This is a genomic window from Azospirillum sp. (assembly GCF_035628975.1).
Taxonomy (GTDB): domain Bacteria; phylum Pseudomonadota; class Alphaproteobacteria; order Azospirillales; family Azospirillaceae; genus Azospirillum.
Genome location: NZ_DASPIS010000098.1, coordinates 128,894 through 144,019, shown reverse-complemented (window position 1 = coordinate 144,019; position 15,126 = coordinate 128,894). Strand labels below are relative to the sequence as shown.

Below are 15,126 nucleotides of genomic sequence, written 5' to 3'. Positions count from 1 at the left end.
TAAGGTGCCAGGAAAATTCACCTGGGCGCCCCTTTAATCCGTTGCCGAAATTCCTATATAGAGTCTGTTGCGCCGTTGAACGCGCCGGCCCCTACAGGATGGTTTCCGCTTTTGTGATCGATCCGTTCCCTTCGGTTCGGCTGCGCTGAATGGCGTGGCCCTGCCTCTCCTCTCCGGCCCCGTGGCGTGCCGGCTGCCGCGATCCTTCCCCGGTCGCGGCGCTGCCCGCGGGGCTGGAGAGGACCCTTCACGATCCAGCACCGCCACCGGTGCACGCCGTCCGGCAGCGTCGAATGCCGGCAACGCAACGAACAAACAAACCCAACGTCAACAGGACCGACCCGAACGACGCGGGGGGCAATCCCCTGCGCCGCCGTTTCCGTCGGCTGGGAGAGACAGAGACACCATGCAGCGAGACGCTGAAACCCACACCGTTCAAACCCGCACCACCCAATCCAACTCCACCGGGGCTCGCATCAACGAACCGCGTACCGCCGAACCGATGCAGCTTTATCTGCAGGATGCCCGCAAGTACCAGTACCTGACGCCCGAGCAGGAACATGAACTGACCGTCCGCTGGCACGACCACCAGGACCCGGCGGCACTCGACAAGCTGGTCGGCAGCCATCTGCGGCTCGTCGTCAAGATGGCCCGCGGCTATCTCGGCTATGGCTTGCCGTTGGCCGATCTGGTGGCCGAAGGCAATGTGGGCGTGATGCAGGCGGCGCAGAAGTTCGATCCGTCCAAGGGCTTCCGCTTCGCCACCTATGCGTCCTGGTGGGTGCGTGCGGCGATCCAGGAATATGTCCTGCACAACTGGTCGCTGGTGAAGATCGGCACCACGGCCGGCCAGAAGAAGCTGTTCTTCAGCCTGCGCCGCCTGAAGGCGCGGATGCAGGAACTGGAGAGCGGCGACCTGTCGCCGGACGCGGTGGAGACCATCGCCACCGAACTGAACGTGTCGAAGGCCGAGGTGGTGGAGATGAACCGCCGCCTGGGCAACGACCGTTCGCTGAATGTCGGGCTGTCGGAAGACGGCGACGCCGAATGGCTGGATCTGCTGGCCGACGATCGTCCCGACCAGGAGACGACGCTTGCCGACTCCGAGGAACGCCGCCGGCGCCAGCAGTTCCTGAAGCTGGGGCTGGGTGTGCTGGACGACCGCGAGCGCCAGATCCTGGTAGCCCGCCGCCTGCGTGACGAGCCGCTGACGCTGGAGGAGCTGAGCCAGACCTTCCACGTCTCGCGCGAGCGCGTCCGGCAGCTGGAGGTGCGTGCCTTCGAGAAGCTCCAGAAGGCGGTGATCGCCAATGCGCGGACGGAACAGGCGGCAGTGGAAAAGAACCGTCTGCTGTCCCGCGCCTGATCGCGCGGGTTCGAACCTGTTGTCTCGAATTTGAGTGTCCTGGGGCGCGGCTTTCGGAAGGCCGCGCCTTTTTCTTGTCCGGACTCCTCACTCCCCCTCGAACGACACCACCCGCATGTCGCGCCCAGCCAGCAGAGTGCGATCATGGCCGCCGCAAGATGGGCAGGGGGAGATCAGTGTTTCCGGGGAGAAGTCGGTTCCGCAACCGGTGCAGCGGGCCTTCAGCGCGATGCGGTTGACGACGAGTTCCGCCCCCGCCGCGGCCGTGCCCTCCGTCACGATGGGAAAGCAGAACAGCAGGGCGTCCGGATCGATGGCGGATGCCACGCCGATGTCGACCGTCACGCGGGTGACCCGGTGCAATCCCTCACGACGGGCGCTTTCCGCCACCATGGCGACGATGCTTTCGCACAGCGACAGTTCATGCATCGATTACACCCGCCGAACGACCAGCCGCCAATTGTATCAAGTCTTCACCGCAAACGGTCTGCGCGCGTTGATGTAAATCATATCGGAGCATGCCAAGTCGTGATAAAGCTGGCATGTCTGTTCCAAAGATTGCCAGACCCGCCTTCCAGACCAAGTCGCCAGACGGGCCCTATGTTTTTCCGATCATAGCGGGCCAAGATTATGAACGACACCACGGCGCGTAGCCTACTCTTCCCCAACATCTCCTTCCGCGGGATGGAGCCGGTCATCGCCGGTTGCCACCCACCCTGAGCCCGGAACCGTCCTGACGGATCGGCATCGTCCCCGGACCGGTCCCCGACGGACATCACCCGCGCATCCCGTGCGCCGCATGCCGGCGCCCTCCCTGTCGACGCAATTGGACCGCCCATCCTTTTGGCGGCGATCCGCATTGCGTGCGGGGGTGCGGGACCATCCGGGGTCATCCCAGAGCCGGACGCGCAAGAACGGCCGCCAACCGCAAGCTGCGCCCGCGTCACGGTATCGAGGAGGTCATCGACCATGAGCATGATGCTGATGATCCATCCGGACAAATGCACCGGATGCCGCAATTGCGAACTGGCCTGTTCCATGGAGCATGAGGGGAGCTTTCGCCCGAAAGCGTCCCGCGTCCATGTCTATACGTGGGAGCGCGAAGGCTTCTCCGTTCCCATGATGTGCCAGCAGTGCAAGGACCCCGCCTGCGTCGCCGTCTGCATGCCCAAGGCCATGCACCGCAACCCGGGGAACGGACAGGTGGAGCTGGATGCCGGGAAGTGCATCGGCTGCAAGATGTGCGTGCAGGCCTGCCCCTTCGGCTGCGCGTCCTGGGATTTCCAGAGCCTGCAGATCCTGAAATGCGACACCTGCGACGGTGCGCCGTCCTGCGCGGCCATTTGCCCCACCCATGCGCTTGAATGGGTCGAGGACACCGTCTCGGCGCAGGCGCGCAAGCGCTCCTTCGCCGCCAAGCTCAAGAACGCCTTCGCGGAGGTCTGATCATGCATGGCTGGATTGGAAAAATCCTTCGGGTCGATCTCGGCACCGGCAAGATCACGACCGAAGCGCTGAAGCCCGACTTGGCGCGCGATTACATCGGCGCCCGCGGGCTGGGCACCAAATACATGTATGACGAGGTCGATCCCACGGTGGATCCGCTGTCGTCGGCGAACAAGCTGATCTTCGCCTCCGGGCCGATGACCGGCACCTTCGCGCCGTCGGCCGGGCGCTACGATGTCGTCACCAAGGGGCCGCTGACCGGCACCATCGCCGCGTCGAACTCCGGCGGCGCCTGGGGGCCGGAGCTGAAATATGCCGGCTACGACATGCTGATCCTGGAAGGCCGCGCTGCCAAGCCGGTCTATCTGTGGATCCAGGACGACAAGGTGGAAATCCGCGACGCCGCCCATCTGTGGGGCAAGGATGTGCCGGAAACCACCGAGACGCTGAATGCCGAGACGGCGGCCGACGCCAAGATCGCCTGCATCGGCCCGGCGGGCGAGAAGCTGTCCTACATCGCCTCGATCATGAACGACATGCAGCGCGCCGCCGGCCGTACCGGCGTCGGTGCGGTGATGGGGTCCAAGAACCTGAAGGCGGTGGTGGTGCGCGGCACCGGCGCGGTGACCGTCGCCGACAAGGAGGCCTTCCTTGCCGCGGTCGCCAAGGCCAGCACCATGATCAAGGAGCATCCGGTCGGCGGCACCGGCCTGCGCCTCTACGGCACCAACGTGCTGGTCAACATCCTGAATTCGGTGGGCGGCCTGCCGACCGGCAACTTCCAGGACGGCCATTTCCCGACCGCCGACAAGGTCGGCGGCGAAACGCTGGCGGCCAACCAGCTGCAGCGGCCGAAGGGCTGCTTCTCCTGCATCATCTCCTGCGGCCGTGCCACCAAGGTCAGCAACCCCAAATACAAGGGCGAGGGCGAAGGGCCGGAGTATGAAACCGCCTGGGGCTTCGGGCCGGACTGCCGGATCGACGACCTGGATGCGGTGGTCAAGGCCAACTATTACTGCAACGAATATGGTCTCGACACCATCTCCATGGGTGGCACGGTCGCCTGCGCCATGGAGCTGTTCCACCGTGGCATCATCACACGTGACGATACCGAAGGGCTGGAACTGGACTTCGGCAACGCCGACGCGATGGTGGAGGCGGTGCGGCTGACCGGCCTGGGGCAGGGCTTCGGCAAGAAGCTGGCGCTGGGATCTTACCGGTTGGCGAGCCTCTACGGCCATCCGGAACTGTCGATGACCGTCAAGAAGCAGGAGATGCCGGCCTACGACCCGCGCGCGGTGCAGGGCATCGGCCTGAACTATGCCACCAACAACCGCGGCGGCTGCCATGTCCGCGGCTATACCATCAGCCCCGAAGTGCTGGGCGTGCCGGTGAAGGTCGACAAGGACAGCATCGACGGCAAGGCCGAACTGGTGGCGCTGTTCCAGAACCTGACGGCGGCGCTGGATTCGAGCGGCTCCTGCCTGTTCACCACTTTCGGCATCGGTGCGCCGGAATTCGCCGAACTGATGACCGCGCTGACCGGCTTCGCCTACACCGGCGACAGCTTCATCGAGGCGGGCGAGCGGGTTTGGAACCTGGAGCGGCTGTGGAACCTGAAGGCCGGCCTGACGGCCGCCGACGATACGCTGCCGCCGCGCCTGCTCAATGAGCCGATCGTGACCGGCGCATCGAAGGGGGCGGTCAGCCGCCTGCCTGAAATGTTGCCGCTCTACTACGGTGCCCGCGGCTGGGACGCCCAAGGCGTTCCGACCAAGGAGAAGCTGAGCGCCCTGGCGCTGGCCTGACCCCACCGGACCGCCGCCGCATCCAGCGGCGGCGGTCCGGCCTCGGTCCGGTGCCTATCTGGGCAGGAAGGCAGCTGTGCCATGAAAGTCTCCTATTTCGCGCTGCTGCGCGAAGCGACCAAAAAACGCAGTGAGATCTGGGAGCGGCCGGCACCGACCGTCCGCGACCTGCTGCGCGATCTGGTCGCCGAATACGGCCCGAACTTCGCCCGATGGATCCTCAAGGACGGTGAATTGGCCGGCTTCGCCATCATCCTGGTCAACGGCCAGGACGTGCGCGGCCTGCAAGGGCTGGACACGCCGCTGACCCCGGATTCCGACGTCTTCATCTTTCCGCCGCTGGCCGGCGGCTGAGAAAGGGGCGGGCCATGACCTCCATCACGCTCCCCATTCTTCTTCTGCTTGGCGGCTTCGTCCTGCAACTGCTCCTCGCCCGGCTGTTGACGCCGGTCGGCAAGGGCGTGCTCGCGACCGCGGCGGTCTTCGCCTCCTTCCTCGCCACGCTGCCGCTGGTGCCCGCCGCCATGGCCGGCATCGCGATGGAGGCGCCGCTGCTGCCGGTGTGGGACGGGCCGTTCTCCCTTGGCCTGCGCATCGACGGGCTGAGCGTCCTGTTCATGCTGATGGGGACCGGCATCGGCGCCGCCATCCTGCTGTTCTCCGTCCGCTACATGGAGCATGAGGAGCAGGGCACGACGCGCTTCTACGCCATCATGCTGGTCTTCATCGCCGGACTGCTGCTGCTGTCGAGTGCGGCCGACATGCTGGGCGCCTATATGGCGTGGGAGGTGATCGGGCTGTGCTCCTACAGCCTGGTCGGCTTCTGGTACCGGCAGAGAGCGGCGACCGACGGCGCCCGCAAGGTGCTGGTCATCACCCATCTGGCGGGCTACGGCTTCCTGATCGGGCTGGTGCTGGTCTATTCCCGCGCCGGGACGCTGGTCTGGACCGATCCGGCGGTGGGGTCGGCCTTCACCTCCGGCGTCGCGGCGCTGTTCATCGTCGCGGCGATGGCGAAGTCGGTGATGTTCCCACTGCACACCTGGATTCCGGAGGCGATGAACGCCCCGACTCCGGTGTCGGCACTGCTGCATTCCGCCTGCTACGTCAAGGCGGGCGTCTATCTGATCGCCCGCATGTATGTGATCGGGGATGGGCAATGGCAGGTAGCGCTGGAGGTGCCGCTGCTGGCGGTCGGCTGCGTCACCATCCTGGTCGGCGTCATCTTCGCCATGGCGCAGACCGATCTGAAGCGGCTGCTGGCCTTCCACACCGTGAGCCAGCTCGGCTACATCGTCGTCGGGCTGGCGCTCGGCACCGATCTAGGGCTGGCGGCCGGGCTGTTCTATTGCCTGAGCCATGCGCTGTTCAAAGGCACGCTGTTCATGTGCGCCGGCGCCATCCAGCACGCGACCGGCACCCGCGACCTGCGGGATCTCGGCGGGATCGCCACCGCGATGCCGGGAACGGCGAAGGTGTGGATCGTCGCCGCCGCGTCGATCGCGGGCGTGCCGCTGACCAACGGCTTCGTCGCCAAATGGCTGCTGTTCGGCGCCGCGTTGGACAAGGGGCTGCTGATCGTGGTGCTGGTCGGCTGGATCGGCAGCATCCTGACCGCCTTCTCCTTCCTCAAGGCCACCGTCAACGCCTTCTACGGCGTGCCGTCCAAGGCGATGCTCGGCCGTCCAGTGCATGAGGCGTCGCCCAGCATGCTGGCCGGCATGGGTTCCATGGCGGGGCTGTGCCTGCTGTTCGGGCTGGCGCCGCAGCTGCTGATGGTGCCGGTGGTGGCGCCGGCCGTGCGCTCGCTGGGCTTCGACTGGGCGGTGCAGATGAGCTGGCTCGGCATCCTGACCGACCGCGGCAGCATCGCGATGACCGTTGGCGGCGTGGTGGTGCTGGCATCGGCCATGCTGGGGTTGCTGGTCTACCGGCTGGCCCAGGCGCCGGCGCCCGGGCTGGTCTCGGTTTATTCCGGCGGCGAGCCGCTGCCGGCCGGCGACCGGCCCGGCGCCGTCGATTTCGCCGAGATGGCCGAACACGCCTTCCATCCCGTCTATTCGCTCGATCCCGATCCCGGTTACCTGCGGATCTGGCGCGGCCTGACTAGTGTGGCCGGCGCAGCGCAGACCGCGGCGCGCATGGTTTTCGAGGATCGTCCGCTCCTGGCCATCGGTCTCGCCGCGGTCGCGGCGCTGGCCGGCGTGTGGCTGGTCTGAGCGCAGCCGGAGGCATCCATCATGGACATGGTGCTGATCCCCCTCTTTCTGGCGATCGCGCTCGGCGTCGGGCTCTATGCCCGCGTGATCCCGCAGGGGAACGGCGGATGGTGGCGCTTCGCCGCCGCCACCGTCGCCCTGGCGGTCGCCGCCCGGCTGGCCGGTCATGGCTGGGCCGCCGTCCTGCTGGCGTCGGCCGCCGAATTCCTGGCGGTGGCCATGGTGTGGAGCGGCGGGACCGCTGAGGCCCGCGCCGCCGCCCGCAAATACCTGACCGCGGTGGCTCTCGCCACGCTGTGCGGCTGGACGGCGCTGGCGCTCATCCAGCTTGGCGCGGTGCGCCCGGCCGCGCCCTGGGACCGGCTGGCGGTGGCGCTGCTGCTGGTCAGCGTCGCGCTGAAGCTGGGTCTGGTGCCGGTCTATTTCTGGCTGCCGGCGGTGGCCCGCGCCTCCTCGGCGATGACGACGGCGCTGATCGTCGCTGTGGTCGATGTCGGCGCCTTCTGCGAGCTTCTGGCCCTGCGTGACATCGCCCCTTGGCTGTTCACAGACTTTGCGCCGCTGTGGATCGGGCTGGCGGTGCTGTCGCTGCTGGGCGCGGCGCTGCTGGCGCTGGCCCAGCGCGAACTGAAGCCGATGCTGGCCTTCTCCTCCATCGACGACATGGGCTATCTGCTGCTGGGTCTGGTTGCCGGCGGGACCGACGGCATGGCCGGGGCGTGGTTCGGCATCCTCGGCCATGCGATGGGCAAGATCGTGCTGTTCGGCGCGGTTGGCGCGGCCGAATGGCATCTCGGCCGGGCGTTGACGTTGGACGACCGCGGCCTGTCCACCCCGCTGCCGGTGGCGAGCGCCGCCTTCATGCTGGGGGCGCTGGGCTTCATCGGCATCCCGCCGACGCTGGGCTTCGTCGGGCATTGGCGGCTCTATCTGGCGGGAGCGGAGCTGGGCGGGCCGCTGCTGCTGGCGGTGCTCTATGCGTCGTCGGCCATGGCGCTGCTCTGCTATGTCCGCGCCATCCACCGGGTTTGGCTGGGTCCGGTGGAGGCGCCGGTCGTAGGACGGTCCCTTCCGCGTGCCGCCGCCCTGGTGCTGCTGGCCTTCGCCATCGCCCCGGTGCTGTTCGGGTTGGCTCCCAACGGGCTTCGTCCGGCTTCCGAGCCGCATCCGCATGTCGCCGCACTGCCGACAGAGTCGGCGGGAGGTGTGAAATGAACCTGATCGAACGGGTCATCGCGATCTCGCGCCGCCGGTCTCCCTGGATCTGCCGCCTGAACGCCGGGTCCTGCAACGGCTGCGACATTGAGATCACCCCGCTGCTGAGCCCGCGCTACGACGCCGAACAACTGGGGATCGAACTGCACGGCACGCCCAAGCATGCGGACATCGTGCTGATCTCCGGCACGCTGACGCTGCGGTCGCGCGAGGCCATCCTCGACATCTACGCGCAGGTGCCCAATCCGAAGGCGGTGGTGGCGCTGGGGTCCTGCCCGGCATCGGGCAACGTCTTCGCCGGCAGCCCGCTGGTGCTGAGCGACTCCCTCGACAGCGTCGTTCCGGTCGACGTCTGGGTGCCCGGCTGCCCGCCGCGGCCGCAGGCCATCCTGGACGGCATCGCCCGCGCCGCGAAGCTGCTGGAGGACGGCGCCACCAAGAGCCAGCTGGAGAGCCGGCGGGGGAGGCTGTCATGAACGCCGTCTGGTCCTATCTGGTCGCCTTCGCCGTCTGGCCGGGCCTGCTGCTCGCGGCCCCGCTGGGATGGCTGGAACTGTGGTTCATGCGCAAGCTGGTGGCGCGGCTGCAGGGGCGGCAGGGCCCCCCCTTCTTCCAGCCCTTCTTCGACTTCATGAAGCTGCTGGGCAAGGAGACGGTGATCCCCCGCGGCGTCAACCGCGGCATCTTCCTGGCCCTGCCGGTGGTGTCGGTGGCGGCGGTGACGGCGGCGCTGGCCATCGTGCCGCTGCCCGGCAACCCGGCGCCGTCGCTGCCGGGCGACGTCGTGCTGCTGCTGTACCTGATGGAGGTGCCGATCCTGTGCGAGGTGCTGGCCGGCTATGTCAGCCGCTCCATCTACGGGCAGGTCGCGGCGATGCGCGAGGCGCTGCTGTCGCTCGCCTACAATCTTCCCTTCCTGGTCGCCATCATCGCCATGGCGCAGGAGGCCGGAAGCTTCCAGATGAGCGCGCTGCAGGCCGCCCCTTACGGCATTGTCCATCTGCTGGCGGCGGTGACCTTCCTTCTGGCGCTGCCGGCGCGGATGAAGCTGAACCCCTTCTCCATCGCCAATGCCGAGCATGAGATCGTCGCCGACAGCCACATCGAATACAGCGGCCCGCCGCTGGCCCTGTTCAAGCTGTCGCATGCGGTCGAGCTGGTTCTGCTGACCGAGCTGTTCGCCGTGGTCTTCATCCCGGCCACGCCCTGGCCGCTGGTCAACCTGCTGGTCTATCTGGCGGCGGGCGTCGCGGTGCTGGGCGGGGTGACTCTGCTGGCGACCGCCACGGCGCGGCTGCGGCTGACGCAGGCCTTCCGCTTCTACTGGGTCTGGGGCGGGCTGGCGTCGGCCGTCACCATGGCCGCGACGCTGGTCCGTTGAGGGAGGATGCGCCATGGCCATGCTGAAAACCATCCTCGGCAACCTGCTGCGCCCCTCGCGCACCCGGGCGCCTGCCGATATGCCGGAGGTGCCGCCGGTCTACCGCGGCGCGTTGGCCCATGATGCCGCCTGCTGCACCGCCTGCGGCACCTGCGCCTTCGTCTGCGCACCGAAAGCGATCAGCTTCACCCAGGATCCCGGCGTGTCGGTGTCCTGGCATTTCTTCATCGGCCAATGCTCCTTCTGCGGGCTGTGCGCGCAGAACTGCCCGATGCGGGCCATTAGCCTGCAGGCCGACGCGCCCGCCGCGACGAACAGCGCAGCCGGCGACGGGCTGCGGTTGGAAAGCGTCATCCGGCTGCAGCCCTGCACCCGCTGCGGTGCCGCACATGTGCCGCTGCCGGATGCGACCATCGAGGCGCTGTGGGGCGTGGAGGAGGCCGAGCGCGGTCTTTGCCCGGAATGCCGGCGCCGGGCGGCGAGCGAGAAGCTGCGCGCTGCCTTCGTACCGGCGGAGGAGGCCCATCATGACCGCTGACCGCAACCCCCGCCGGCTTGCCGATGCGCTGCAAGCCATCCCCGGCGTCAGCACCGTCGTCGAACGCAACGGCGCCCTGTGGGTCGATGCCCCGCTGCTGGAGGTGGAGGCGATGGCCGCCGCCATGGCGGAGCTCGGCATCCGGCTCGGCACCGTCACCGCCATCCCGCATGCCGAGGACGCCGAATCGACGGTGATCTACCACTACATCGACGAGCATCGCGTCATCAACGTGAAGACCTGCACCCGCAACGGCGCGCTCGCCTCGCTGGCGCCGACCGTCCGCGCGGCGTCCTGGGCGGAGCGGGAGATCCGCGACCTATTCGCGGTGGAGTTCCCCGGCCATCCCAACCCGGTGCCGCTGATCCGGCCCGAAGGCATCGACACGGCCACCCTGCGCGCGGCGATGTGCCGTCCGGCGGAGGTCGCGCGCAAGCCTGCTTCGCCGCTGGCCTCGCCTTTGGCCGCCAAACCGGCCCGTTCCTAGGAGTTTCCGGTCATGCCCTACAGCTTTCCGCTCGGCCCATACCACCCGGCGCTGGAAGAGCCCTTCAAGGTCAAGGTCCAGTGCCGCGGCGAGGTCATCGACAGCGCCACCGTCGAGGTCGGATTCAGCTTCCGTGGGATCGAGCTGCTGGCGCAGAAGCGCAATTGGGTGGAGGTCATCACCCTGATCGAACGTGTCTGCGGCATCTGTTCCAACACCCATGCCATGACCTTCTGCATGGCGGCGGAGACGATCGCCGGGATCGAGGTGCCTAAGCGCGCCGCCCACATCCGCACCATCATCGCCGAGCTGGAGCGGCTGCATTCCCACCTGCTGTGGGCCGGGGTGGGGGCGGAGGACATCGGGTTCCATTCCCTGTTCATGGAGGTCTTCACGCTTCGCGAACTGGTGATGGACACGCTGGAGGCGATCAGCGGCAACCGGGTGAATTACGGGATGAACTGCATCGGCGGCGTCCTTCGCGACATTCCCGATCCCAAGCGCTACCTGCCGGCGCTCGACACCCTGTCCAAGGGTCTGGCGGAGATCGTCATTCCGACCTTCACCGAGAATCCGACGGCGCTCGCCCGCACCCGCGGCGTCGGCCGGCTGACGCGGGAGCAGGCGGTGGAGTGGGCGGTGGTCGGCCCGGTCGCCCGCGCCTCCGGCCTCGACATCGACGTGCGCAAGGACCAGCCTTACCTGTCCTATGCCGATCTCGGCTTTGAAAGCGTCGTCCGGCCGGAGGGCGACGTGCTGGCCCGGGTGGTGGTGCGGGCGCTGGAGATGGTGGAGAGCATCCGCCTGATCCGCGAGGCGCTGCAGTCCCTGCCCGCCGGGCCTTTGCGGGCCACCCAGGGCTTGCCGGAAATTCCGGCCGGCGAGGCCACCATCCGCACCGAGGCGCCGCGGGGCGAGGCCTTCTACTATGTCGCCTCCGAAGGCGGAGCCACCCCGGCGCGGGTCAAGATCCGCACGCCGTCCTTCGTGAACATTCCGGCAATCGAGGCGATGGTGGTGGGACAACCGCTGGCCGACCTGTCGATCATCCAGGCCTCCGTCGATCCCTGCATTTCCTGCACCGACAGATAGCGGGAGAGGGATGTCGGAACCACCCTTCACGGGCGGCGGTTGACGGGACAACGCCATCATTCGAAAGGGCAGTCCCATGGCTCGCGCCGCCAACACGCAACTCGCCATCGTGACCGGAGCCTCCAGCGGCATCGGCCTCGAACTTGCCAGGCAATGCGCCTCCAATGGATTCGACCTCGTGATCGCCGCCGACGATCCCGCGATCGAACAGGCGGCGGGCGAGCTTCGCAAGCTGGGGGCCGCGGTCGAGACGGTCCAGGCCGACCTCGCCACGCTGGAGGGGGTGGACCGGCTCTATGCCGCGCTGAAGGGCCGGCCGGTCGATGCGCTGCTCGCCAATGCCGGGCACGGGCTGGGCCATGGCTTCCTCGACCAGGATTTCGCCGAAGCCCGCCATGTCATCGACACCAACATCACCGGCACGCTCTATCTGATCCAGAAAATCGGCCGCGACATGCGCGCCCGCAACCAGGGGCGCATACTGATCACCGGCTCCATCGCCGGTTTCATGCCCGGCAGCTTCCAGGCCGTCTACAACGGCACCAAGGCCTTCATTGATTCCTTCTCCTTCGCGTTGCGCGACGAGTTGAAGGACACCGACATCACCGTGACCTGCCTGATGCCCGGCCCGACCGACACGGAGTTCTTCGAGCGCGCCGACATGATGGACACCGCGGTCGGCCAGGGGAAGAAGGACGATCCGGCGATGGTCGCCAAGGTCGGCTTCGATGCGATGATGAAGGGCGAGGGCGACGTGGTTGCCGGCTGGAAGAACAAGCTGCAGACGGCGATGGCGACCGTTACCCCGTCCGGCCTGCTGGCCAGCCAGCACCGCAAGATGGCGGAGCCGGGGTCGGGCAAGCACTGAGGCCCCGGCTCTCACCGCCCGGCGACATCAGGTATCGAGGCAGCCGCCCCGCGGTGCGACGGTGATGCGGATCAGTTCCGCACTGCCGCCGCCGAAGACGTTGCCGCCGGTATAGGTCAGGCAACCTTCGTTGCGATAGATGACCTGGAGCCGCTGGGCGTCGTTGCCGAAATAGAAGGGGATCCAGCGCTTGCCGGTCTCGTGCCGGATCATGTTGTCCGGCGCGCCGATCAAGGTGGATACCTCTTCCATCGTCATGCCGATCTGCAGCTTGGCGAAGCGGCTGCCGGGGGCGGGGGTGCCGATCAGTTCGCCCTCATAGCGGCCGTCGCGCGATTTCACCATCCGCCCGCCCGGCGTCGACGGCGCTGCCGACGCCGTCGCGGCGGTGCCATTGCCGGTGCCGTTGGTGGTGGTCGACGCCTGCTGCTGGCCGGCGCAGCCGATCAGCAGCGCCACCGCCGACAATGCCGCCCAAGTCGCTTTTCCCGCCATCTCTGTCCCTGCCTGTTCCGTTCTGGTCGATTCCCTGTGCCCGCGACTATGGGTCCGATAACTGCAGGACGGCATCGGCAAAGGCGGATGAAGAACGCCAAAGAGGGGTAATATCAACAGGCAGTCCGCCCGCTTCCCTGCTTTCAGGCGGCGGGATCGGACTGCCGCCGGCCGGTGTAGTTCTTGAACAGGTCGTAGTCGGTGTCGCAGCGGACCTGAGTCAGACCGGCGGCGGCCATTGCCGTGGTGATGACCTCCGGTTCCACGCACTGGTCGATGGTCTCCCAGTAGTAGCGCATCAGCGTACGGCCCTCCTCCCCGCCGCCGCTGAGGCGCGAGACCGTCGGCACCACCATGCCGAGATAGGCGTTCATCAGATGCCGGGTGACCGGGCGCCGGGGGCGGCCGATCTCCATCACCAGCACCGTGCCGCCGGGCCGCAGCACGCGGCGGAACTCCCGGAAGGTGGCGGTCAGGTCGCCGACATGGCGAAGCGCGTAGCCGATGGTGACGAGGTCGACGCAGGAATCGGCGAGCGGCAGCGCGTCCGCCACGCCCTGGATCAGCGGTATGGGCAGGCTGCGCCGCGCCTCCGCCAGCATCGCTTCGCTGAGGTCGAGTCCGATGACGTCGTCGGGACCGCCGCAGATCGCCACCGCCTCCCGCGCGACCAGTCCGGTGCCGATGGCGACGTCCAGCATTCGCATCCCCGGCCGCAACCCCGCCCGGCGCAGGCATTGCGCCCGATACCAGGAACCGGAGCCGAGCGCGAAGATCGTGTTGATGCGATCGTAATGATGGGCGGTCCGGTTGAACAGACCGCGGACGAAGCGCAGCCGCTGCGTCTTGTCGCGATAGTAGGAGTCCAGCACCGGATGTGGTTCGACGGCGCCGACGCGTGGGGTGGGTTCGGTCGGCACGGCGGTGTCTCCTTCGCGGTTGGTGCAAGCTCAGTCGAGGATGTCGCTCACCGCGCTGACCCGGCTGTCCGACCGGTAGAGCGAGAAGGTGAGGCCGGCCCCGACCGACAGGTTCACAGTGCGCTTGTAGAGCGGGCTGTCGTCATTGGCCGCACCGGAGAACAGCTCTCCCCGGACGGCGCCGAAGGCGGAGATGCGGTCGGTCACCGGCATGACCAGGGAACTGTGCAGGCGCAGGCCCAGATAGCCGGCGCGCGCGTCGTAGGCGTCGCGTCCGGGGCGGGCATATTGCGGATCGACCTGATAGAAATAATCCATCAGATGGCTGGATGCGAAGATCGGTCCCAGGCCGAAGCGGAACTGGTCGTCGCCGGATATCAGCCCGGCCTTGCTGTAGGCGATGTCGGGCGCGAAGACGAGGCCGCGGTACTTGATGCGGCTGAAGTCGGTGGAGAAGACGCTGCGCACCGGCAGGGTCAGGTCGATCCGCTCGCGCAGGCCCCTGTCGCGGTGCAGGTTGATCTTCAGCGCCGGTCCGACCTCCCCCAGCAGATCGATGTCTGGCATGCCTTGCCGCGCGCGGTTGTCGTCGGCGGAGGAGCCGAGCGCCCCTTCCAGGCTGACTTCGAAGGTCACGCGGTCGGAGCGGTAGAGCCGGCCCTGGATGCCGTTCCGGTCGGCGCGGAACACGTCGCCGCGATAAATGACGTAGGGCAGGGCGGCGGCCTGGACGTGGTTCTGATCGGCCGCCGGATAGTCGGGGATGTATCCGACACCGCCGCCGATGCCGATCTCGAACAGCGGCCTGCCGTTCTCAGTCCCCGATTCCTGGGCAAGGGCTGGCCCCGATGCGCAGAGGATCGCCGGCAGGGCGCAGGCGGCAACGGCAAGCGTCGTTGTCAACACACGCACCATGCATCCCCGATCGAGTTCGCCGCCTTCAGGCCGTGCGGCATCTTGTAAGCGCCGGACACGGCAGGCAAGTAGCATTGCAAATCGCGAAATGGGTAACCAATCAAGCTAGTTGCGCTTTCCCAAGTGCAATGGCGGAAATCCACGAGCAATGTGTGGAGGTGGTGCAATCGATCCGCAATATTGCTGCCGCGGCGTCTTCAAACAGGAGATGCTGATATCGGAAAGCTGCGGATATATCATTTTGGGTATGCCCCGGATAAAGGGCATGCCGGGCTTTTATCCCTGGAACGCCCGTGACGGGGTCTGATAAAAATAAGGACATGACCTCCTGGTCGCATTGCAGGAAACGGGTATCGGAAATCGAACAACCCAAAGC

General features: G+C 67.2%; 16 protein-coding genes. 12 read left to right on the top strand and 4 right to left on the bottom strand.

What is annotated here, in order from left to right; all coding sequences use genetic code 11:
- Window positions 1-502: 502 nt before the first annotated feature.
- Window positions 503-1,366 (top strand): RNA polymerase sigma factor RpoH, encoded by an 864-nt coding sequence (gene rpoH, locus VD964_RS21925; RefSeq protein WP_324870648.1) that lies wholly within the window; start codon window positions 503-505, stop codon window positions 1,364-1,366.
- 87 nt (window positions 1,367-1,453) lie between these two features.
- Here rpoH and hypA read toward each other — a convergent pair whose 3' ends face one another.
- Window positions 1,454-1,795, bottom strand: a complete 342-nt coding sequence (hypA, locus tag VD964_RS21920; RefSeq protein ID WP_324870618.1) for a hydrogenase maturation nickel metallochaperone HypA — start codon at window positions 1,793-1,795, stop codon at window positions 1,454-1,456.
- 540 nt (window positions 1,796-2,335) lie between these two features.
- Between hypA and VD964_RS21915 the strand changes: the two genes are divergently transcribed.
- The 11 genes from VD964_RS21915 to VD964_RS21865 all read left to right on the top strand — a co-directional run bounded on the left by VD964_RS21915 (window position 2,336) and on the right by VD964_RS21865 (window position 12,420).
- A complete protein-coding gene (locus tag VD964_RS21915; protein WP_324870617.1) occupies window positions 2,336-2,812 on the top strand; it encodes a 4Fe-4S dicluster domain-containing protein in 477 nt (158 codons plus the stop codon).
- Between the two features lie 2 nt (window positions 2,813-2,814).
- On the top strand, window positions 2,815-4,620 hold the full coding sequence (locus VD964_RS21910) for an aldehyde ferredoxin oxidoreductase family protein (protein WP_324870616.1): 1,806 nt from the start codon (window positions 2,815-2,817) through the stop codon (window positions 4,618-4,620).
- Window positions 4,621-4,701: 81 nt separating this feature from the next.
- On the top strand, window positions 4,702-4,974 hold the full coding sequence (locus VD964_RS21905; protein WP_149224142.1) for a MoaD/ThiS family protein: 273 nt from the start codon (window positions 4,702-4,704) through the stop codon (window positions 4,972-4,974).
- Between the two features lie 14 nt (window positions 4,975-4,988).
- Window positions 4,989-6,839 (top strand): NADH-quinone oxidoreductase subunit L, encoded by a 1,851-nt coding sequence (locus VD964_RS21900; protein ID WP_324870615.1) that lies wholly within the window; start codon window positions 4,989-4,991, stop codon window positions 6,837-6,839.
- Between the two features lie 21 nt (window positions 6,840-6,860).
- On the top strand, window positions 6,861-8,054 hold the full coding sequence (locus tag VD964_RS21895) for a proton-conducting transporter membrane subunit (RefSeq protein ID WP_324870614.1): 1,194 nt from the start codon (window positions 6,861-6,863) through the stop codon (window positions 8,052-8,054).
- Window positions 8,051-8,530 (top strand): NADH-quinone oxidoreductase subunit NuoB, encoded by a 480-nt coding sequence (locus VD964_RS21890; RefSeq protein WP_324870613.1) that lies wholly within the window; start codon window positions 8,051-8,053, stop codon window positions 8,528-8,530. Before VD964_RS21895 ends, VD964_RS21890 begins: the two co-directional genes overlap by 4 nt.
- On the top strand, window positions 8,527-9,435 hold the full coding sequence (locus VD964_RS21885) for a complex I subunit 1 family protein (RefSeq protein ID WP_324870612.1): 909 nt from the start codon (window positions 8,527-8,529) through the stop codon (window positions 9,433-9,435). The genes VD964_RS21890 and VD964_RS21885 overlap by 4 nt, the downstream gene beginning before the upstream one ends.
- Before the next feature lie 13 nt (window positions 9,436-9,448).
- Window positions 9,449-9,973, top strand: coding sequence for a 4Fe-4S dicluster domain-containing protein (locus tag VD964_RS21880; protein ID WP_324870611.1), 525 nt, complete (start codon window positions 9,449-9,451; stop codon window positions 9,971-9,973).
- On the top strand, window positions 9,963-10,460 hold the full coding sequence (locus tag VD964_RS21875) for an NADH-quinone oxidoreductase subunit C (RefSeq protein ID WP_324870610.1): 498 nt from the start codon (window positions 9,963-9,965) through the stop codon (window positions 10,458-10,460). Before VD964_RS21880 ends, VD964_RS21875 begins: the two co-directional genes overlap by 11 nt.
- A 12-nt stretch (window positions 10,461-10,472) precedes the next feature.
- Window positions 10,473-11,552 carry a nickel-dependent hydrogenase large subunit gene (locus tag VD964_RS21870; RefSeq protein WP_324870609.1) on the top strand — a complete coding sequence of 360 codons (1,080 nt, stop codon included), beginning with the start codon at window positions 10,473-10,475 and terminating at the stop codon, window positions 11,550-11,552.
- A gap of 76 nt (window positions 11,553-11,628) precedes the next feature.
- Window positions 11,629-12,420 carry an SDR family NAD(P)-dependent oxidoreductase gene (locus VD964_RS21865; protein WP_324870608.1) on the top strand — a complete coding sequence of 264 codons (792 nt, stop codon included), beginning with the start codon at window positions 11,629-11,631 and terminating at the stop codon, window positions 12,418-12,420.
- 27 nt (window positions 12,421-12,447) lie between these two features.
- Here VD964_RS21865 and VD964_RS21860 read toward each other — a convergent pair whose 3' ends face one another.
- The 3 genes from VD964_RS21860 to VD964_RS21850 form a co-directional block, all read right to left on the bottom strand.
- Entirely contained in the window at window positions 12,448-12,915 is a 468-nt protein-coding gene (locus VD964_RS21860; RefSeq protein ID WP_324870607.1) for a hypothetical protein, read from the bottom strand.
- Window positions 12,916-13,058: 143 nt separating this feature from the next.
- Complete coding sequence (locus VD964_RS21855) at window positions 13,059-13,835, bottom strand: class I SAM-dependent methyltransferase (RefSeq protein ID WP_324870606.1); 777 nt, start codon at window positions 13,833-13,835, stop codon at window positions 13,059-13,061.
- 30 nt (window positions 13,836-13,865) lie between these two features.
- Window positions 13,866-14,741 (bottom strand): MipA/OmpV family protein, encoded by an 876-nt coding sequence (locus tag VD964_RS21850; RefSeq protein ID WP_324870605.1) that lies wholly within the window; start codon window positions 14,739-14,741, stop codon window positions 13,866-13,868.
- Window positions 14,742-15,126: the final 385 nt, after the last annotated feature.